At 62.2% G+C, this 18,501-nt stretch carries 18 protein-coding genes and 1 riboswitch; of the genes, 5 read left to right on the forward strand and 13 right to left on the reverse strand.

What is annotated here, in order from left to right; translation table 11 throughout:
• Position 1: 1 nt before the first annotated feature.
• On the reverse strand, positions 2-1,153 hold the full coding sequence (gene gcvT / locus E2A64_RS04175) for a glycine cleavage system aminomethyltransferase GcvT (protein WP_487371828.1): 1,152 nt from the start codon (positions 1,151-1,153) through the stop codon (positions 2-4).
• A gap of 140 nt (positions 1,154-1,293) precedes the next feature.
• Positions 1,294-1,382, reverse strand: a riboswitch (glycine riboswitch).
• A gap of 166 nt (positions 1,383-1,548) precedes the next feature.
• Between gcvT and E2A64_RS04180 the strand changes: the two genes are divergently transcribed.
• Positions 1,549-2,193, forward strand: coding sequence for a nucleoside triphosphate hydrolase (locus E2A64_RS04180; RefSeq protein WP_133283155.1), 645 nt, complete (start codon positions 1,549-1,551; stop codon positions 2,191-2,193).
• Between the two features lie 121 nt (positions 2,194-2,314).
• Here the strand turns inward: E2A64_RS04180 and E2A64_RS04185 are convergent, their stop codons facing one another.
• From E2A64_RS04185 to E2A64_RS04210, 6 genes are all read right to left on the reverse strand, one after another.
• A complete protein-coding gene (locus tag E2A64_RS04185) occupies positions 2,315-3,409 on the reverse strand; it encodes a branched-chain amino acid ABC transporter substrate-binding protein (protein WP_133283156.1) in 1,095 nt (364 codons plus the stop codon).
• Positions 3,410-3,593: 184 nt separating this feature from the next.
• Entirely contained in the window at positions 3,594-3,944 is a 351-nt protein-coding gene (locus E2A64_RS04190) for a DUF6867 family protein (RefSeq protein WP_133283157.1), read from the reverse strand.
• Positions 3,945-3,953: 9 nt separating this feature from the next.
• Positions 3,954-4,688, reverse strand: a complete 735-nt coding sequence (locus E2A64_RS04195) for an ABC transporter ATP-binding protein (RefSeq protein WP_133283158.1) — start codon at positions 4,686-4,688, stop codon at positions 3,954-3,956.
• Complete coding sequence (locus E2A64_RS04200) at positions 4,685-6,112, reverse strand: ATP-binding cassette domain-containing protein (RefSeq protein WP_428977444.1); 1,428 nt, start codon at positions 6,110-6,112, stop codon at positions 4,685-4,687. Before E2A64_RS04200 ends, E2A64_RS04195 begins: the two co-directional genes overlap by 4 nt.
• A 2-nt stretch (positions 6,113-6,114) precedes the next feature.
• Positions 6,115-7,557, reverse strand: coding sequence for a high-affinity branched-chain amino acid ABC transporter permease LivM (gene livM, locus E2A64_RS04205; protein WP_133283159.1), 1,443 nt, complete (start codon positions 7,555-7,557; stop codon positions 6,115-6,117).
• Positions 7,557-8,486: an ABC transporter permease subunit gene (locus E2A64_RS04210; RefSeq protein WP_133283160.1), complete on the reverse strand. Its 930-nt coding sequence runs from the start codon at positions 8,484-8,486 to the stop codon at positions 7,557-7,559. The genes livM and E2A64_RS04210 overlap by 1 nt, the downstream gene beginning before the upstream one ends.
• A 342-nt stretch (positions 8,487-8,828) precedes the next feature.
• Between E2A64_RS04210 and E2A64_RS04215 the strand changes: the two genes are divergently transcribed.
• The 4 genes from E2A64_RS04215 to E2A64_RS04230 are packed head-to-tail and all read left to right on the forward strand — an operon-like array spanning position 8,829 to position 11,742.
• Complete coding sequence (locus E2A64_RS04215; protein ID WP_133283161.1) at positions 8,829-9,542, forward strand: RraA family protein; 714 nt, start codon at positions 8,829-8,831, stop codon at positions 9,540-9,542.
• Positions 9,539-10,273, forward strand: a complete 735-nt coding sequence (locus E2A64_RS04220) for a cephalosporin hydroxylase family protein (protein WP_133283162.1) — start codon at positions 9,539-9,541, stop codon at positions 10,271-10,273. Before E2A64_RS04215 ends, E2A64_RS04220 begins: the two co-directional genes overlap by 4 nt.
• A gap of 18 nt (positions 10,274-10,291) precedes the next feature.
• Complete coding sequence (locus tag E2A64_RS04225) at positions 10,292-11,077, forward strand: amidohydrolase family protein (protein ID WP_133283163.1); 786 nt, start codon at positions 10,292-10,294, stop codon at positions 11,075-11,077.
• Positions 11,074-11,742: a class I SAM-dependent methyltransferase gene (locus tag E2A64_RS04230; RefSeq protein WP_133283164.1), complete on the forward strand. Its 669-nt coding sequence runs from the start codon at positions 11,074-11,076 to the stop codon at positions 11,740-11,742. The genes E2A64_RS04225 and E2A64_RS04230 overlap by 4 nt, the downstream gene beginning before the upstream one ends.
• Position 11,743: 1 nt before the next feature.
• Here E2A64_RS04230 and E2A64_RS04235 read toward each other — a convergent pair whose 3' ends face one another.
• The 6 genes from E2A64_RS04235 to E2A64_RS04260 form a co-directional block, all read right to left on the reverse strand.
• A complete protein-coding gene (locus E2A64_RS04235) occupies positions 11,744-12,946 on the reverse strand; it encodes an ATP-grasp domain-containing protein (protein WP_133283165.1) in 1,203 nt (400 codons plus the stop codon).
• A 39-nt stretch (positions 12,947-12,985) separates the two neighbouring features.
• Complete coding sequence (locus tag E2A64_RS04240; protein ID WP_133283166.1) at positions 12,986-14,155, reverse strand: glycosyltransferase; 1,170 nt, start codon at positions 14,153-14,155, stop codon at positions 12,986-12,988.
• A complete protein-coding gene (locus E2A64_RS04245) occupies positions 14,152-15,357 on the reverse strand; it encodes a glycosyltransferase family A protein (RefSeq protein ID WP_133283167.1) in 1,206 nt (401 codons plus the stop codon). Before E2A64_RS04245 ends, E2A64_RS04240 begins: the two co-directional genes overlap by 4 nt.
• 105 nt (positions 15,358-15,462) lie before the next feature.
• The gene (locus tag E2A64_RS04250; RefSeq protein ID WP_133283168.1) at positions 15,463-16,821 is read right to left on the reverse strand and encodes a uracil-xanthine permease family protein; all 1,359 of its coding nucleotides are present in this window, start codon (positions 16,819-16,821) and stop codon (positions 15,463-15,465) included.
• A 106-nt stretch (positions 16,822-16,927) separates the two neighbouring features.
• A complete protein-coding gene (gene alc, locus E2A64_RS04255; RefSeq protein WP_133283169.1) occupies positions 16,928-17,938 on the reverse strand; it encodes an allantoicase in 1,011 nt (336 codons plus the stop codon).
• A gap of 98 nt (positions 17,939-18,036) precedes the next feature.
• Entirely contained in the window at positions 18,037-18,501 is a 465-nt protein-coding gene (locus E2A64_RS04260; RefSeq protein WP_133284252.1) for a YaiI/YqxD family protein, read from the reverse strand.

Genomic DNA, 18,501 nt, shown 5'->3' on the forward strand with positions numbered 1-18,501 from the left:
CTTAACGTTTGTAGGTGTTGGGGACGAAGGGGAGGGAGGCGACGCGAAGCGGCAGACGCTTGCCGCGCACTTCGGCGTAGACGATCGTGCCGGGTTCGCCCTGGGCGCTCGGCACGTAACCCATGGAAACCGGACCGCCATGGGACGGGCCGAAGCCGCCGGACGTCACCTTGCCGAACGGCTCGGTGGACGTCTCGTCGGCAAACAGATCTGCGCCTTCGCGCACCGGAGCGCGGCCCTCCGGCGCCAGGCCGACACGGATTTTTTCCGCGCCGTTTTCGAACTGGGGCAGGATGATGTCCGCGCCCGGGAAACCGCCCGCCCGCTCGCCGCCGGTGCGGCGCACCTTCTGGATGGCCCAGGTGAGGGCTGCTTCCACCGGCGTGGTGGTCATGTCGATGTCGTGGCCGTAGAGGCAGAGACCGGCTTCGAGCCTGAGAGAATCCCGCGCGCCGAGCCCGATCGCCTCGACACGCTCGTCTGACAGCAGCCTGCGCGCGAGCTTCCCGGCATCGCCGGCGGCGACCGAGATCTCGTAGCCATCCTCGCCGGTATATCCCGAGCGCGAGACCACCGCGGAGATGCCGTCCAGGTCGACGTCGCGAACATCCATGAACGTCATGTCCGCGACTTCGGGAGCCAGGGCGGCCAGGACCGCTTCGGCTGACGGTCCCTGAAGCGCCATCAGGCCGCGCTCGAACGGAGCCTCGATATCGCAGCTTGCAGCGCAGGCCTTGCGGATCAGGCCGAGATCCTGCTCCTTGCAGGCGGCGTTGACGACGACGTAGAGGTGATCGCCGCGATTGGCGACCATGAAGTCGTCGAAGAGACCGCCCTCGTCATTGGTGAACAGGCCATAGCGCTGTCGGCCTTCCTTCAGGCCTGCCACGTTGATGGGGGCAATGCTCTCGAGCGCCAGGGCCGCGTCTTCCACGTTGCCGCTCTTCGGGCGGATCAGGATCTGTCCCATGTGGGAAACGTCGAACAGGCCGGCTGCCGCACGCGTATGAAGGTGCTCTTTCAGCACGCCGAGCGGATACTGTACCGGCATGTCGTAGCCGGCGAAGGGCACCATCTTGGCACCAAGTTCTATATGCAGGTCATGAAGCGGAGTCTTGGAAAGGGGTTTGTCAGTTTCCACTGGCAATCTCACACGAAGGTGCTTGGCTGTCGCCGCGCACGGGGCAAAGGTATCGGACGTCATTCATCCGGATTCGTACCCCCTCTGTCCGTTTGCCTGAGATTGCTATCCCTTCGGCCGGCGCGTCGGGCACGCCTGTCTCCAGAGTCCGTATTTGCCTGCTGGTCCTTTCGCCTGAGAGTTTCCGGGGCGGTTGCTCCTTCGGCACCGGTGCTGAACCGGCTTCTCCCAACAGGTTTGAAGATGTTCGCGTAATCGGAGGCCGAATGCAAGAGCGATCAGCGGGCGCGGACAAAACTCACAGCAATTTGCGAGCCTTCAGGCGACCTGTGCTGGCCTGCCTGCGCCGCTCTTGCTTGCCTGCGCTCCTGCCTCGTGCGAAATGGAACGTGAACGAGAGAAGAAGAATGCAGACGACCTCAGTTACAATTGAAAACCTAAGCGAACTGGCGAACACGATCCGCATGCGGGCGATCGGGGCTGAGCGCTTCATCGTCGCGATTGCCGGACCGCCGGGGGCAGGCAAGTCGACCCTTGTGGACGAGCTCAGGGATAAACTGTCGAGTGCGCATGGCTCGGTTCCGGTCGTGCCGATGGATGGGTTTCACCTCGACAACGCGATCTTGACCGGACGCGGGCACCTCCCGCGGAAAGGCGCGCCCTTCACCTTCGATGTGGCGGGCTATCGCGCCCTCGTCGAACGGTTGCGCAACGACCGTGACAGCGATGTCATGGTGCCGCTTTTCGATCGTGATCTCGATCTGGCGCGCGCCGGTGCCGGCGTCGTTCCCGCCGGAAGCCCCATCGTGCTGACCGAAGGCAACTATCTTCTTCTCGATGAAGCGCCGTGGAGCTCGCTCGCACCGCTTTTCGATCTCACGGTGATGATCGAGACCGACCGCAAGACGCTGGAAGACCGGCTGGTCCGGCGCTGGCTTGCGCATGGCCATGACGCCGACGCGGCAAAGGCGAGGGCGCAGGGCAACGACATGATCAATGCCGATCTCGTGCTGACCAGATCCCGTCCTGCCGACATCGTCTGGCGGAACTGAGCGGCAAGCGCTTGCCGCACACGTGGTCGGCGCACACATGGTTGCCGCACACATGGTTGCCGCAAATGAAAAGGCCCGGTCGCGAGACCGGGCCTTCTTTCCGAATGATCGGAAAACCAGATTACATCTGGCTGTACTTGCCTTCGTGCCATTCATACATGACGTAACCCGGCAGCGACACGTCGCCCTTGTCGTCGAACGACAGGTCGCCGAGGACGGTCGAGAACGTGCCCTCGTCGAGCGCCTTGGTGACGGCGTCGAAGTCGGTCGAACCGGCAGCCTTGACGGCGTCGGCCCATGCCTGGATCGCTGCATAGGTGTAAAGCACATAGCCTTCGGTGGTCTTGCCGGCGGCCTGCAGTGCGTCCACGACCTTCTTGGCCGATTCATACTGTGTCGGGTCCGGCGAGAAGGTCATCAGCGTGCCTTCGCCGGCGTCACCGGTGATGGCCCAGTATTCATCGGTCACCAGGGCGTCGCCCGAGATGATCTGAAGGTCCATGCCCTGTTCCTTGGCCTGGCGAGCCATCAGGCCGGCTTCGGTGTGGTAGCCGCCGATATAGAGAACGTTGATGCCTTCGGCCTTCAGCTTCGAGACGAGAGCCGAATAGTCCTTTTCACCGGCAGTGTAGGATTCCACCAGTGCCGGCTTGCCGCCAGCCTTTTCGTAGGCTGCCTGCGTTTCGTCGGCGAGACCCTTGCCGTAAGCGGTCTTGTCGTTGATGAACGCGATCTTCTTGTCGGCGAAGTTGTCCATCAGGTACTGGCCGGCGAAGGCGCCCTGCTGGTCGTCACGGCCGCAGACGCGGTAGATGCCCGGGCCGGGACGCTCGTCGGTGAACTTCGGGTTGGTCGAAGCCGGCGAGATTTCCACGATGCCTTCGTCGGCATAAACGGCCGAAGCCGGGATCGACGAGCCGGAGCAGAAGTGACCGGCAACGAAGACGACGCCTTCACCAGCGAACTGGTTGGCAACGGCGACGGCCTGCTTCGGGTCGCAGGCATCGTCGCCCACTTCCAGCTTCAGCATTTCGCCGTTGATGCCGCCAGCGGCATTGATGTCGGCCACGGCCTGCTCGGCGCCGGTCTTCATCTGTTCACCGAAGGAAGCGTACTGGCCGGTCATCGGACCCGCCGTTGCGATGATGATGTCCGCATAGGCGGAGGTCGACATCAGAAGGCCGAGTGCAGCGCCTGCCAAGAGTGCCTTTTTCATTGTGTTCCCTCAATTTTTACACACCGGTTGCAAGATGCGGCAGAACGGTCGGTGTCGGTCCGGTCTACCTGTACACAGCAGGCCAACGCCCGCTTGGAAGCCATCAAATCCCAAATTTTTGCGGATTGAAAGGGTTCTCGAGGTTTTTTCTTTTCTCGGGCCAGGTTGTATTAAACCCTGGTTATCAGCGATCTTTCCAGGAGAAAGGTCCCGATCTCGTGAACTTGAAACTGTACTGCGACGCCATTTGCCTGGAGCGGGTGAAACGCTTGGCGGCAAAAGCGATCCCGAGCAGAACGATCAGGTCGACGATGTAGTAGTGCAGCGAAATCAGCGAGCCGTTGAAGAGCGAGAAGTGAATGAACCTCACGGCTGCGGTCAGGAGCACGATATAGAAGCCGAGAAGCTTGTTGGTTTCCCAGGAATGGGCCACCGAGCGCCCCGTCATCCATGCCGCGGCACCGCCGAGGACGACGGTGACGAGGATGAATTCGAAGGCCGAGACTTCCCAGAGAAGGGCGTTTTCAAGTTCCATCTTCGTATCCTAGTGCTTTCCGCCTTCGAGATAGGCTGCGCGGACTTCCTCGCGCTTGAGGAGTTCGGCTCCCGTTCCGCTCATCGTGATCTTGCCGTTGACCATGACATGGCCGCGGTGGGCGAGCTTGAGCGCATGAAACGCGTTCTGCTCCACGAGGAAGACGGTCAGGCCCTCGTTCTTGTTGAGGTCGCCGATGATGTCGAAGATCTGCCGCACGATCAGCGGGGCGAGACCGAGCGACGGTTCATCGAGCAGAAGCAGTTTCGGCCGGCTCATCAGCGCGCGCCCGATGGCGAGCATCTGCTGTTCGCCGCCCGAGAGCGTGCCGCCGCGCTGGACCTGACGTTCCTTCAGGCGCGGAAACAGATCGAAGACGCGCTTGACGTCGTCGTCGAAATATTTGTCGTCGACGAGCTGGGCGCCCATCTGCAGGTTTTCCATCACCGTCATGCGCGGGAAGATGCGGCGACCTTCCGGCGACTGGGCGATCCCGAGCCGCATGATCTCGTGGGTCGGCATCGCCGAGATATCGGTGCCGTCATAGACGATCTGTCCGTGACGGGCGCGGGGATTGCCGCAGATGGTCATCATCAGCGTCGACTTGCCGGCGCCGTTCGCACCGATCAGCGTGACGATCTCGCCACGATGAACATCGATATCGACGCCGCGCAAGGCGACGATGTTGCCGTAATAGGTCTCGACGCCGGAGACGGAGAGAAGCGGGGCTGAGGTCTCGCTCACTTGCTGCCTCCCTTGCCTTTACCGGATCGGCTGGAGGGCACGGCGCCCTTGTCGACCCGTTTTGAAAAATCGGTATCCCCGCCCTTGGCGAGGGTCTTGGCCTGCTTGACCCATTCTTCGCGCTTGATGCGTCCGTCGAAGGCCAGATAGTCCTCGGCCTGCTTGACGTCGGCAGCCTTCCAGGCAGCGATCTGGTCGAAGTGGAAGATGCCGTGTGCATTCAGCTTCTTCTCGTTGATCGGACCGATGCCCTTGATGCGGGTCAGGTTGTCGCCCTTGCCGTCGCGCGGCGCGTTCAGGCCGCCCGCCATGGCAGGCGCCGGCGTCGCACCGGCTGCCGCGGGAACCGGCTCGGATCTGGCTTTCGCCGGCGCGGCCTTCTTTGCTTTCGGCTTTGCCTTGCTCTTGGCCTTTGCTTTTTCCGGCATCACGACGTCGTCGGAAACTTCCTCGCCCCTGGCGTGGGCTTTGGCGATCTCGGCATCCTCTTCGAGAATTTCCTCAATCTCTTCCTCGTCGTCGACGCCGAGATAGGCGGCGATCACCTTGGGATCGTTGCGCACCGCTTCCGCGTCGCCGTCGGAGATTTTCTCGCCGTAGTCGAGCACGACCACATGGTCCGAGATTTCCATCACCACGCCCATGTCGTGCTCGATCAAGAGGATCGAGGTGCCATGCTCGCGACGGATGAATTGAAGCAGATCGTTGAGTTCGGCCGATTCACGCGGGTTGAGGCCCGCCGCCGGCTCGTCGAGGCAGAGAAGGTGCGGGTCGGTGCACATGGAGCGGGCGATCTCGAGACGCCGCTGCGCGCCATAGGGCAGATCACCCGCCGGATCGTCGGCACGGTCGAGCAGGTTGACGCGCTCCATCCAGTAGATGGCCTTCTCCATCGAGGCCTGTCGGGCCTTCCTGTAGCCCGGGAGGCCCAGAAGTCCGCCGAAGGTGAAGTTCGATGCCACCATCAGACGATTGTGCTGGGCGACGAGCAGGTTTTCCAGAACCGTCATGCCTGCGAACAGCCGGATGTTCTGGAAGGTACGTGCCACCTTGGCCTTGTCGGAAATGGTGAAGTCCGGCATCCGCTCGAGCAGATAGACCCCGGCATTGCCTTCGACGCGATATCGCTCGCCGGTATCGGTCACCCGTTCGATGAAATCGTTCGAGACCTTGCCGTGGCGCATCGTGATGCGCCCTTCGGTCGGTTTGTAGAAACCGGTTACGCAGTTGAAGACCGTCGTCTTGCCGGCGCCGTTCGGGCCGATGAGGGCGGTGATGTCACCCCGTCCCACATTGAACGACAGGTCGTTGACCGCTGTCAGGCCGCCGAAGCGCATCGTCAGATGCTCGACGGTCAGTACGGCGTCGTTTTCCCACGCTCGCCCCGTCGAGGCCGGCGCGGTCATGTCCTTGGTGTCTGCCATGGTCAGTGTCCCTCACCCTGTGCGACCATATCGGCGCCGATTGCCTTCTTCTCCTTGTAAATCGCGGACGGATTACGGGAGGAGATGAGACCGCGCGGTTTCCAGACCATGATGAGAACCATGGCGAGGCCGAAGATCAGCATGCGGTACTGGGTCGGATCGAAATTCGAACCGAAGATAGCTTGCAGGAAGTCGAGGTTACGCAGCAGTTCGATGCCGCCGATCATCACGATGGAGGCGATGACGACACCGATCTGCGAACCAAGACCACCGAGAACCACGATCGCGAGGATGATCGCGGATTCGAGGAAGGTGAAGCTTTCCGGTGAAATGAAGCCCTGACGGGTGGCGAAGAAGGAGCCCGCAAGGCCGCCGAACATCGCGCCGGTCGAAAAGGCGGTCAGCTTGGTGTTGGTGGTGTTGATCCCCAGCGAACGGCAGGCGATCTCATCCTCGCGCAGAGCTTCCCAGGCGCGGCCGATCGGCATCTTGCGCAGACGCATGGTGATCAGGTTGGTCGCGATCGCCAGTATGAAGATGATGTAATAGAGGAAGATGAAGCGCTGGATGGAATCGTATTCGAGTCCGAAGAAGTCGGCAAAGCCGCCTTCGCCGCGCGTGAATTCGAGGCCGAACAGCGTCGGCTTCGGAATGCCGGACACGCCGTCGGGGCCGCCGGTGAACTCGTACCAGTTAAGCAGCACCACACGGATGATCTCACCGAAGGCGAGCGTCACGATCGCGAGGTAGTCACCCCTCAGACGCAGGACGGGGAAGCCCAGGATCATGCCCCAGAATGCCGCCAGGATGCCTGCCAGAGGCAGGGCGATCCAGAAGCCGATGAAGTCGAAATGCGTCGCAAGAAGCGCGAACGAATAGGCGCCCACTGCGTAAAACGCGACGTAGCCGAGGTCGAGAAGGCCGGCGAGGCCCACCACGATGTTCAGTCCCCAGCCGAGCATGATGTAGGTCATGATCAGGATTGCGAGGTCGATGAACTGGCGGTCGCGACCGGGGAAGAAATAGACGAAGAAGAAGGGCAGGATCACCGCGAAGGCGAAGAGAATGCGGCCCAGCCACGTGCCGAGGCCGGGGACGGCGACGGCACTGACGACCTTGTTGCCCGCGCCTTTCGCCTTGCCGCCGCGGAAGAACAGGCTGATCGCCAGCCGTCCGCCGAAGACGACGATCATGGAGATGATCCAGAGCGCCCAGCGTGTGGTGACTTCCAGACCGCCCGGCGCGATGTCGGTGCGGATGGCGAGGAAGAAGAAGCCGAGAACGCCGGCAAGCAGAGCTGCGATTGCTGCGTCCTTGATGGCGGCGGCGTAGGAATTTGCGGGATCGTCAGCCGGGAGATTGGGGGCAGCCAGACGCTCTTCGCGTTTGATCTGCGCCCCTTCCGGATGGTTGACGTCCGCCGGTTGGGTATCGTTGCTGGACATTAGACTTTCTCGACTTCAGGCTTTCCGAGCAGGCCCGACGGCATGAAGATCAGCACGATCGCCAGGATCGAGAATGCCGCCACGTCCTTGTACTCAACGGTGAAATAACCGGACCAGAGGGTCTCGATGAGGCCGATCAGCAGTCCTCCGAGCATGGCGCCCGGCAACGAACCGATACCGCCAAGCACAGCTGCGGTGAAGGCTTTCACCCCGGCGAGGAAGCCGATGTAGAAATCGACCACGCCGTAGAGAAGCAGGAACATCATGCCGGCGACGGCGGCGAGCGCCGCGCCCATGACGAAGGTCAGCGAAATCGTGCGGTCGACGTTGACGCCGAGAAGCGCAGCCATCTTCTGGTCCTGCTCGCAGGAGCGCTGAGCGCGGCCGAGCGGAGTCTTGGCGATCAGCAGCGAGAAGCCGACCATGAGGAGGAAGGTCACGCCGATGATGATCATCTGCATGTAGGAGAGCTGAACGGCGATGGTGCCGGCTTCCGTGCTGCCCTCCATCAGGGTGATGCCGCCGGAAATCTGCGGCGGAAGCGGCTTGACGCGCGCACCCTGGGTGACCTGCACGAAATTCTGCAGAACGATCGACATGCCGATTGCGGTGATCAGCGGCGCCAGCCGGAACGAGCCGCGCAAAGGCCGGTAGGCCAGGCGCTCGACGGTCCAGCCCCAGGCCGAGGTGAACAGCATCGACACGATAAGGACGATGAGCAGAACCAGCGGCAGGAAGGCGAAGCCGAAAATCGAAGTGAGTATGAGAAATACGGCGAGGGCGATGAAGGAACCGACCATGAAGACGTCGCCATGGGCGAAGTTGATCATGCCGATAATGCCATAGACCATCGTATAGCCGATGGCGATCAGACCGTAAATCGATCCGAGGGTCAGCCCGTTGATGAGCTGCTGGATCAGGTATTCCATGAAAGTTGTTACCCTGTATTTGTTTATTGGCGAGTACTTGGACGTACCCGCATCCCCTACGCGCATCTTCCACAAGAATGGCGCCGTCGCAAATCAAAAATTGCAAAGTCGGGAAGATTCCTGCCCAATTCACAGCCACTGCCGCGATGGCAGGACGGCATGCGAATGAATTGAGCGGGCCACTCCGGCCGGAAAACAGGGCGTCGCAGGCAGGCGGCGAGGCGGGACATGCTTGATCTGGAAAGGTGAGCCGCGTAACACGGTTCAAGCCGGAACAATCCGGAGAATCGGTTGCAGTTCGAGTCACCCGAGAACGCTGAAAAATTTCTGGAGTCTCGTTCCATGAAAGCCCTCTCGAATTCGGTCATCGAGAAAATCCGGCGCAACCGCATCTCGACGTCGGAAGTCACGGATTGCCTTGGAAAGACCGGGGTGCTCAAAGGCGTTTCTGCGCTGAACCCACGCCATTTCCGGGTCGGACCTGTCCGGCTTGTCACGGCGTGGAATTGCAGCAACTGGGAGCTCCACGAACAGGCGAGTGCGGTTCAGCCCGGCGAAATCGTCATCTTCCACGCATTCGATTACGAAGACTACGCCATGTTCGGCGCATTGGTCGCCAAGTTCCTGCTTCTGTACCGCGAAGCGGCAGCCCTCGTCGTCTGCGGCCTCGTGCGCGACGCGCACACTCTGAAGATGGAGAACTACCCCATCTGGTGCGAAGGGGTGACGCCGGTCGGCGCGCTCAATCGCAAGAATTCGGCGCCGGAACCCGCCGAAGCCGAGGAATTGCGCCGCCGCTACGACGGCGCGATCGCCGTCTGCGATGATTCCGGTGTCGCGATCATCGGTAAGGAGTGGATGACGGAAGACTTCCTTGAGCGGCTCGATTTCATCGAGCTCCAGGAAGATGCCTGGTTCCACTGCATCGATACCGCCGGCATGACGACTTACGAGACCGTCTGCGAGAAGAAATATTTCGACGAGAAGAGCGTGTTCTCGCGCTTCGACCGGCTGCGCGAGGGATCGCCGCTGGTTTCCGGGGAGACCAAGGAATGAAGGACGATCGCGCGGAGTTCAGCGAACAGGCGAGGCGCGACGCGATTGCCCTCGGGCAGGACGACGCCCTCAACCGCGACGGGCTCCACCTGATGCGCGAAGCCGGCAAGCACCGCTTCACCTATCTCTGGAGCTGGCTTGGCGTGCCGATCATCCAGGTCCCGTCCGATGTCGTCGCCATGCAGGAAATCATCTGGGAGACCAGACCGGATATCATCATCGAGACCGGCATCGCCCGTGGTGGAAGCGCGATCTTCTTTGCGTCGATGATGCAGCTCCTCGGACGCGGTACGGTGATCGGCGTGGATATCGATATCCGCGCCCATAACCGCGACAGCATCGAGAGCCATCCGCTCGGCCACAGGGTCCGTCTGATCGAGGGATCGTCGACCGACCCGGAGATCGTCAGCACCGTCAGGTCGATGATCGAGCCGGGTGCGAAGGTCATGGTCATCCTCGATTCCGATCACTCCTATGAGCATGTGAAGAATGAACTGGCGGCTTACGCGCCCCTCGTTACCGAGGGCCAGTTCATGATCGTGGCCGATACGGGGCTGGCGATCGAGACGGACAACTTCACGCCGCCCCACGGCTGGGGCAACGGCAACGACCCGATGGCGGCCATGGACGAGTTTCTCCAAGGCAGCGACCGGTTCGAGATCGATCCGGTCTATAACGGCAAGATGCTGATGACGAGCTCGCCGCGCGGCTATCTGCGCTGCGTCAAATAGAGTGATTTCGGGGGCGGCATGAGCGGATTGTTCGATTCCCTGTCCCATCCCACCCTGAGCGGTCGATGGTTCGCGCGCGATCTCGATGCCGGCTGGCAGGCGCTCGTCAAGCGCCTGCGCGAAAGCGGTTACAGCCGTGCCTGTGCCGTTGGCCTGGCCGGTGTCGAGGGCTATGAGCACGAGGCCTTCATCGAGGCCTGCCGGCCTTATGCCGAACTCGTCCCGATCGCCGGGATCGATCCGCGTGGCGATCTCGTGGCCGAGCTGCGCCGGGTCAAGCAGCTCGGTTTCAGCGGCATCAAGCTGCATCCGCGACTTTCCGCCTTTGCCATGGGCGATGATTGCCTGATCGAGGCCTTCCGGGCCGCCCGCGCCGTCGATCTGCCGGTCTTTCTCTGCACCTACTGCCATGGTCCGGTGGAGCGGGCGCCGCTGGAAGATCCCCTCTATGGCCTGGCCCGCGCATTGCGCGCAGTGCCGGACATCCGCCTCGTCCTGCTGCATGGCGGCGACGTGGAGCTCATGCGCTACATGCAGCTGGTGAGACATTCGCCCAACATCCTGATCGACCTGTCCTTCACCATGATGAAATACACCGGCAGCTCGCTCGATCTCGATCTCGCCTATGTCATGCGCGGTTTCAACCGCCGCACCTGTTTCGGTGTCGACCACCCCGAATACACCCATGCGGAGGTGCGCACCCGTTTCGACGCGCTGTCCGCTGGATTGTCCCCCGAAGAGCGCGCCAATGTGGGGTTCAACAATCTGAGCCGTTTCCTGCGCTTGCCGGAGCCCGCCGAATGAAGGATGACGAATGGGACCGGATGCGGGCGATGTATGCCGCGCGGCTGGCCGAAACGGGTTATTCGCCCGAGACGCTGGGCTGGACCAAGCCCAAGCATCGCCTTCGCTACAAGATCCTGGTGGATTACTGGTTCGGCGGCCCCGATCCGCTCGACGGCTCGGCGAGCCTTCTGGATTTCGGCTGCGGCTTTGGCGATCTTGCCGTCTATTGCGCAGCGCGCGGCCTCGACGTCGATTATCACGGTATCGACTTGAGCGAGGATCTGGTCGCCGCGGGCCGCAGGGTCTTTCCGCATCTCGATCTGGAAGCCGGTTCGCCGATCGAGGATGGGCTGGACAGGGTCTATGACGTCATCGTCTCGTCAGGCGCGCACAATTACGCGCTCACGGACAACGAAGCCTATATCCGCCGGACGTTCGAACTCTTCGACGCGTCCTCGCGTTGTGGCTTCGCGATCAACTTCCTGTCGGACCGGGTCAATCACCGCAACGCCGGGAACTACTACGCCAGCCCCGCATGGGTTCTCGATCTCGCCTTGTCCCATTCGCGGCGTGTCGAGATCCGGCACGACTACATGCCCTTCGAATTCACGGTCTTCGTCGACAAGCGCAGCGATTTCGGCGATCTGACGGTTTTTGCGCCCTTCGAGGCGGATTGCGGCTAGGTCATTCCATTTCGAGCCGGATGGCGGCGAGAGCAGCCCTGGCGCGTTCAAGTGCCTCCTGGCGATCGGCGCCGCCGGTCACTGCCCAGCCATGACGGGCATTGTCATGGCTGACCGCTCCTCCCGTGTCACCGGGCCGGATGGTCAGTCCGATCGTTGCGACACCCGGATGGTTCCTCGCCGCCTCAAGGCCATCAGCAGCAATGAAGCGCCCCGCGGGTGCCGCGAGAAACCGGTAGCAGGCGCCTCCGGACTTCCGTGGCGCGGGATCGACATCCCACCGCAGGAGAAGCCGGGCGAGAACCACGGGCGCATCGAGGCCGCTTGCCTGTTCGATCGCATGGGCGAACAGATGTCCGCCGCCGGGGCGCGCACCGATTTCGACGAGATGGACGCCGTCGTCCGAAACAATGCACTCGCAATGAAAGGCGCCCTGGCGATGGCCGACGGCTTCGATGGCCCCGGCAACGAGCGCGCGCGCCTCCGCGATCACCGCCGCCGGATAATTTGCCGGGTAATTGAGGCTCATGTTCACCCGGTAGCGGTCATGGTCCTGAAACTCGACGTCGCCGATCATGCTGAACGTCACATGACCGTCGTTGACGAAGCCGTCGCAGGTCAGGAGAGGGCCGTCGATGAAGCGTTCGACGATGCAGCCGTGTGAACCCGAGTGGCGGAGCGCGCCGTCGATCGCCTCGTCGAGCTGGTCGTGGCGGGTGACCACCGAAACCCCCTTGCTCGCCCAGGACCGGCGGGGTTTGATCACGGCGGGCAGCCCGATGTCGTGCACGGCGCGACGAAGCCCGTCTTCCGTATCCGCCAGTCGAAAATCGGGCTGACACAGGCCTGCCTGTTTCCAGGCCTGGCGCATCCTGCCCTTGTCGAGGCAGTTGAGCGCAACCTCGACCCCGATACCCGGCAGGCCGAGTTGTTGGCTTGCGGTAGCGGCTGCCAGAACGCCGGCCTCGGTCGCGGCCATCACGAGGTCGGCGCCACAGCCGCGCGCCGCCTCGGTCACCGCATCGGCGTCCTCGATGCTGCCGAAAATGCTGCCGTCGGCGATGGCATGGCCCGGCGCGTCTTCGTTGCGGTCCATCGCGATGACGCGAAACCCGCCCCGTTTCAGGCTCTCGATCGCCTTGACCAGAGGCTCGCCGGCCGCAAGCAGCAGGATCGTCGCTTTCCGTGTGTGAGCGTGGGTCATGGAGAGCCCTCAAGGCAGACGAAACGGCAAGGTGCAGCCCTATTTGAGCCGGCCCTCGAGCAGGTGAACGGGAAACAGCATTCCATCGATCATCTCGTAATATTCGCCGGCGCTTCCGGTGTCGCCCATGCCCATGTCGATATAGAGCTTGTCTTCGTGCAGCCCGACATAGCGCGGCACTTCGGGGCGCCATTTGAACTCCGGCCTGAAGCTCTTGAGAGCATCCTTGCCGCGCCATTCGGCAATGGCTTCGCCATAGGCGCTTTTTCGGGCATCGAATTGGTCCCTGTCGACGGTGGTCTCGCAGTCCTTCGCGCATGCTGCGATGAAATTGTCTTCCCAACCGGACAGTTCGATCCCGTATTTCTGCTTGAAGCGCTCGATCGTGTGGCCGATGGAGGCGGTAATTCCGAGATCTGCGGGGAACGGGAAGCCGTCCGCGTAAAAGCCCTCCGCGTTCTCGGCGAGAAACTGCGCGGAGCGTTCCGCCGCGAGGCTTCGATCGCGCAAGGCCATGGTATTGGAGGCGCGGCAGGTGCCGAAGACCGAGAGCGGGCGTTCCCACAGGACGAAGTTGCGCGCCAGCATCACCACCTTGCAGATATTGTCGTAGTCCAGGTTGCCATGCTCGAAATAGCGGCCGGAGAAGGTTTCCCTGATCTGCTCGAGAAGGCTGCGGCGAATGGTGCCGTGATAGATGCCGAACGGGCAGCCGGGACGGTCCGTCGCCTGGTCCCAGAAGAACATCCGCTTCATCAGGTCCTTTTTCTCCAGACCGTGCAGATGGCTCGAGGTCGGCAGCGTCGTGATCTCCCGCTCCGCGCGCGCGTCCGGCCATGTGTAGTAGGCCCGGCCCCAGGAGATCGAATCCACGGTCTCCACCCGTGCGGTCGCCACCCGGATGATCTCGCAGAGTTCAGGATCGACGTAATCGTCGTCCCCGATATAGGTGATCCATTCTCCGGATGTCTCGGGAACGATCCGCTCCCAGTTTTCCAGCATCGTCAGCGGTCGATCCGCAGGCGGTATCATCTTGAGCCGGCTGTCGGCCGCTTCCGCGACGAAGGCCGATATGGGGCGGGGATCATCCGAGTTGTCGCCGATGACGATCTCGAAATCGTCACGCTCCGACTTGAGCATGTGGCGCGCGGCGTCAATGGCATAGGCTTGCCTGTTGCGCGTCGGAATGCAGATCGACAGAATGGTCATCGCGCAAAAGTCCTTGCGCCGGAGATCACGAGATCGACCGGCAGCATGGCGTGTTCGCCGAAACGGTAGAATTCTCCGGGTGTCTCGACCTTGAGCGTGTTTTCACGAATATAGAGCACCTTGCCGATCACGCCGCTCGTCTGGTTGAGGATCCGTTCGCCGGGCGCGAAGGGCGGCGGAGCGAAGGCCGATGCCCATTTCCCGCCTTCCCATTCCGCAAAACCGCGGCGAAATGCGGCGACCTTCTGCTCGTATTCTTCCTTGTCGCGCGAACTGAGGCATTCCTTGGTCGCTGCGGCGGCGAAATTCTCGGGGAAGCCGGTGAGGTCGAAGCCGTAGGTCTTGCAGAACCAGTAGGTCGTGTGGGCCACGCTCACGCAGACCGAGCTGGTTTCATCCGATATCGTGAACGGAAAGTCCGGATGTTGCGGCGGCACGTTCCCCTTCGTTTCCTCGATGAAGATGCGTGTGCGCTCGAGCCGGATGTCGCGGTTCTGCGCCGCGGCCGAGTTCGAGGAGGCGCAAGCGCCGAGAACCGAGAAACCGCGCTGGCAGTGAACCATCAGCTTTGCTTCGGCCAGCACCTTGCAGGAATTGTCGTAGTCGACATTGGGATGTTCGAAATAGCGGTTGCCGAATTTGCGCTTGATGCGTTCCATCAGCGTGCGCTTGACCGCTCCGTGATAGATCCCGAAGCCGGCCGATGGGCGTCTGTCCCGTTCGCTCCAGCGGTAGAGCCTGTCCTGGTCCGGCTTCTTTCGTCCGACGAGGACGCTGAATGCGCAGGGTATGGTCGCCAGTGTCGGGCGGGTGCGGTTATCCGGCCAGTTGAAGTTCATCCGGCTCCAGCCGATCGCCTCCACACCGTTGTAGAGCTTCTCGAAGCTTTTCAGCAGACCGGTGACGCGCGGATCGATGTAGTCGTCGGCGCCGATGACGACGATCCAGCGACCCGACGTTTCGGGAATGGTCCTTTCCCAGTTGTCGACCATGGAATAGACGCGCTCGCCCGGCGGCAGCAACCGGAAACGGTCATCGTGGAAATCGTTTGCGAAAAATTCGGCCAGCACCGAAGGATCATCGGAATTGTCGGCGACGACGACCTCGAAATCCTGGCCCTCGTTTTGTGCGAGAGCCCGTATGGTTTCTATGCAATAGCGCTGCCGGTTCCGTGTCGGCACGCAAATCGTCAGGTCTGTCATCACTCGGTTTCCGCGGCTTGTCGGCCCGGAAAGTCTCAAATCAAGCTTGTGTCATGCTTGCCGACGGGCGGACAGGTGTCGCGCCCGTCGGAGATGCGTTCTGCGTCACTCGTCGATTTCTTCGGGAAGGACGAGGTTGAGAATGATTGCAATCGTGGCCGCGGGCAGAAGCCCTGTCGTCAGCAGCATCTGGGCCGTGTTGCCCAGATGCTGGAGCGCGCTCGGTTCGAGTTGCAGGCCGAGGCCGATCGATAGCGAGATCGCGAAGATCACCATGTTGCGGCGGTTCCAGTTCACGTCGGCCAGCATTCGCACGCCCGACGCGCAGACCATGCCGAACATCACCACGACGCCGCCGCCGAGAACGTTGATCGGCACGGTGTTGATGACGGCGCCGATTTTCGGAATGAAGCCGCAGACGATGAGGAAGATCGCGCCGATGGTGACGACATGGCGGCTCATGAGCCCGGTCATGGCGATCAGCCCGACATTCTGTGAGAAGGAGGTGTTGGGCAGGCCACCGAAGACGCCGGCCACCGCGGTGCCGAGTCCGTCGGCGAACGTGGCGCCTTCGAGCTCCTCGTCGGTGGCTTCGCGTCCCGCGCCACCCTTGGTGATGCCCGACGTGTCGCCAACGGTCTCGATCGCCGAGATCACCGCCATGAAACACATGCCGATGACGATGGCGATGTTGAACTCGAAACCCCACTTGAAAGGCATGGGAAGCTCGAAGAAGCTCGCCCGGCCGACATTGCCGAAACTGACCTGACCCATCAGCAGCGCGACGACGTAGCCGGCCAGAATGCCGATCAGCACGGCGGCGACGGCGAGAAAGCCGCGGGTGAAGAACTTGATCGCGAGCGTGACCACGATCACGACGAGCGCGGGGAACCACATCGAGAGAGAGCCGAATTCCGGCTTGCCCATCAATGGCACGCCGCCGGCGGAGTACTGGATGCCGACCCGGATCAGCGCCAGGCCGATCATCAGCACGATGAGACCCGTCACCAGAGGCGGGAGGGCATGCCGGATCTTGCCGACGATGAAACCGAGGCAGAAGTGGAAACATCCGCCGACGATGATCCCGGTCATCAGCCCGGCGAGACCCGCGGTGCCGAGCCCCGCGACAGCCGGGATCATGATCGGAACGAAGGCGAAGCTGGTGCCCTGGACGATCGGCAGGCGCGCGCCGACGGGGCCGAAGCCGATGGTCTGGAACAGCGTGGCGATGCCGGCAAACAGCATCGACATCTGGATCATGTAGGTCATGTCCGGGAAGCCCAGCGCGCCCTGATCCGAGCCGAAACCGATCCCCGCCGCGCCGGCAATGATGATGGCCGGCGTCACGTTGGACACGAACATCGCGAGAATATGCTGGATGCCGAGCGGCACGGCCTGCGCCAGTGGCGGTGTGAAATTCGGATCGCGCCGTTGTTCGGCCGTTCCCATGGTCGCATCAGTCATGAGTTATCCCCCGTTGAACTGACCCGCCCTGCCGTTTGCTCCCCTCATCTCCGCGCTGCCTGTTTCCGTCTTGCGCGGAACGCCTGTCGGCAGCGCGGGTATCCGATCAGCCTATCCGTCCGAACAGCCTCAGGCGGCTGACGCCGCCGTCTGGATAGATGTTGAGCCGCACATGCGTTACGGGCCCGACAGTCTCGATGAACGCGCTGAGATCATGGACATGATCGGCCTTGAGCTTCTGATTGGCAACAACCGTCGGCCAGAACATCGACGAGGTGATGACGGCCTGGTCGGCGTCCGATCCGTAGGCGCTCATGTCGGCGGCCTGCAGCGAGCACTGATCGGGAAAATTGCCTTTGAAATTGGCGGTGTCAACGATGGCGCGGGAGATGGTGCCGCGCTGGGCGAGCGCTATGACCATCCATTCGTTTCCGGGCACGCGCCGGCGGCTCGTCTCCCAGCCATCGCCCATGTTCTCGCCCCGGCCGGGTGCCAGGATCCGGTGATAGGCGCCGTAATGCGCATCCGAAAAGCCGACGATGCGCGCGCCGTTGAGCGCCGCCGTCAGCTCGAAATCATCGCCTTCCGCATGTTTGGGATCGATCTTCGGCTGGCCATAGACCCTCAGCCGCGCCACGCCTCCGTCCGGCAGGATGTGCAGACGTATATGCGTCCAGCTTTCACCCGAGGCGCACTCGAAGAAATGGTGGCTGTTCGGCCCGAGCGGCACGGTCGGCAGGATTTCGGTCCATTCCGTTCCCTCGACAGGGTCGTTCTCGACCGAGCAGGCCATGATCCGGCAGGCGGGCGGATAGTTGCCGGTAAAGAATGCGGTGTCCACGTCGAAGCCGTGGATGCGACCGGGAACGGCGAGGCGAACGACGGCGAAGTCGTGGCCGAGCACGCGCTTGCGGCGGGTTTCCCAGCCGTCCATCCACTTGCCGTGATCGTCGTACTTGTCTGGAATGAAGACCGGCGGCGTATCCTGCAGCATGCGTTCGAGCGGAGCGAAGAATTCGTCGGTGGCGTGAAGCCCCCTGGCGCCGAGGCCCGCCGAGGCCAGGTTGATGCCCTTGCGGACGAAGTCGGGAACCTGGATTTCAGGGCTCATGCTCATGCGGGGATCCTTGCGAAAGATGCGTCGATGGACGCGGGCGAAAGCCCGCGTTCTTTTTTCTGGCCTTTTTCTCGCGATCCGGCAAGGGCAGGCTTGGTTCAACCCCGGCGACAGTGCCGCATGATGGCGAGGTCGAGCGCGGAGAGAAAGGCCGACCGGTCGGCCTTGGAAAACGGTGGCGGGCCACCGACTTGCGCGCCGCCAGCCCTGAGATCGGACATGATGGCGCGGGTCGCCACCGCCATGCCGATGGAGTTGGCTGTGAACGGCTTGCCATTGGGTCCGAGAACGGCCCAGGCATTTGCGGTTACGCAGCGCTCGGCGAGAAGAATATCGGCGGTGATAACGATCGTGTTCCCGTCGGCGCGTTCGGCAATCCAGTCGTCGGCGGCATCGAAATTGCCGGGTACCACGACCATCGAGATCAGCGGGTCCCTTTCCAGGCGCAGCCAGGAATTGGCGACGAAAACGGTTTCGATCTCCAGCCGTTGCGCGACCTTGATGATCTCCGCCTTGACCGGGCAGGCGTCGGCGTCCACGAGAATTTTCAGTGCGTTGTCCAT

It is taken from the genome of Pseudohoeflea suaedae (assembly GCF_004354915.1).
Classification (GTDB): domain Bacteria; phylum Pseudomonadota; class Alphaproteobacteria; order Rhizobiales; family Rhizobiaceae; genus Pseudohoeflea; species Pseudohoeflea suaedae.

What these genes read in the sequence shown, in the direction of transcription:
- E2A64_RS04180 (WP_133283155.1), top strand. Translation starts at nt 1,549, where the DNA reads ATGCAGACGACCTCAGTTACAATTGAAAACCTAAGCGAACTGGCGAAC.
- E2A64_RS04185 (WP_133283156.1), bottom strand. Translation starts at nt 3,409, where the DNA reads ATGAAAAAGGCACTCTTGGCAGGCGCTGCACTCGGCCTTCTGATGTCG.
- E2A64_RS04190 (WP_133283157.1), bottom strand. Translation starts at nt 3,944, where the DNA reads ATGGAACTTGAAAACGCCCTTCTCTGGGAAGTCTCGGCCTTCGAATTC.
- E2A64_RS04200 (WP_428977444.1), bottom strand. Translation starts at nt 6,112, where the DNA reads ATGGCAGACACCAAGGACATGACCGCGCCGGCCTCGACGGGGCGAGCG.
- livM (WP_133283159.1), bottom strand. Translation starts at nt 7,557, where the DNA reads ATGTCCAGCAACGATACCCAACCGGCGGACGTCAACCATCCGGAAGGG.
- E2A64_RS04210 (WP_133283160.1), bottom strand. Translation starts at nt 8,486, where the DNA reads ATGGAATACCTGATCCAGCAGCTCATCAACGGGCTGACCCTCGGATCG.
- E2A64_RS04215 (WP_133283161.1), top strand. Translation starts at nt 8,829, where the DNA reads ATGAAAGCCCTCTCGAATTCGGTCATCGAGAAAATCCGGCGCAACCGC.
- E2A64_RS04220 (WP_133283162.1), top strand. Translation starts at nt 9,539, where the DNA reads ATGAAGGACGATCGCGCGGAGTTCAGCGAACAGGCGAGGCGCGACGCG.
- E2A64_RS04225 (WP_133283163.1), top strand. Translation starts at nt 10,292, where the DNA reads ATGAGCGGATTGTTCGATTCCCTGTCCCATCCCACCCTGAGCGGTCGA.
- E2A64_RS04230 (WP_133283164.1), top strand. Translation starts at nt 11,074, where the DNA reads ATGAAGGATGACGAATGGGACCGGATGCGGGCGATGTATGCCGCGCGG.
- E2A64_RS04235 (WP_133283165.1), bottom strand. Translation starts at nt 12,946, where the DNA reads ATGACCCACGCTCACACACGGAAAGCGACGATCCTGCTGCTTGCGGCC.
- E2A64_RS04240 (WP_133283166.1), bottom strand. Translation starts at nt 14,155, where the DNA reads ATGACCATTCTGTCGATCTGCATTCCGACGCGCAACAGGCAAGCCTAT.
- E2A64_RS04245 (WP_133283167.1), bottom strand. Translation starts at nt 15,357, where the DNA reads ATGACAGACCTGACGATTTGCGTGCCGACACGGAACCGGCAGCGCTAT.
- E2A64_RS04250 (WP_133283168.1), bottom strand. Translation starts at nt 16,821, where the DNA reads ATGACTGATGCGACCATGGGAACGGCCGAACAACGGCGCGATCCGAAT.
- alc (WP_133283169.1), bottom strand. Translation starts at nt 17,938, where the DNA reads ATGAGCATGAGCCCTGAAATCCAGGTTCCCGACTTCGTCCGCAAGGGC.
- E2A64_RS04260 (WP_133284252.1), bottom strand. Translation starts at nt 18,501, where the DNA reads ATGGACAACGCACTGAAAATTCTCGTGGACGCCGACGCCTGCCCGGTC.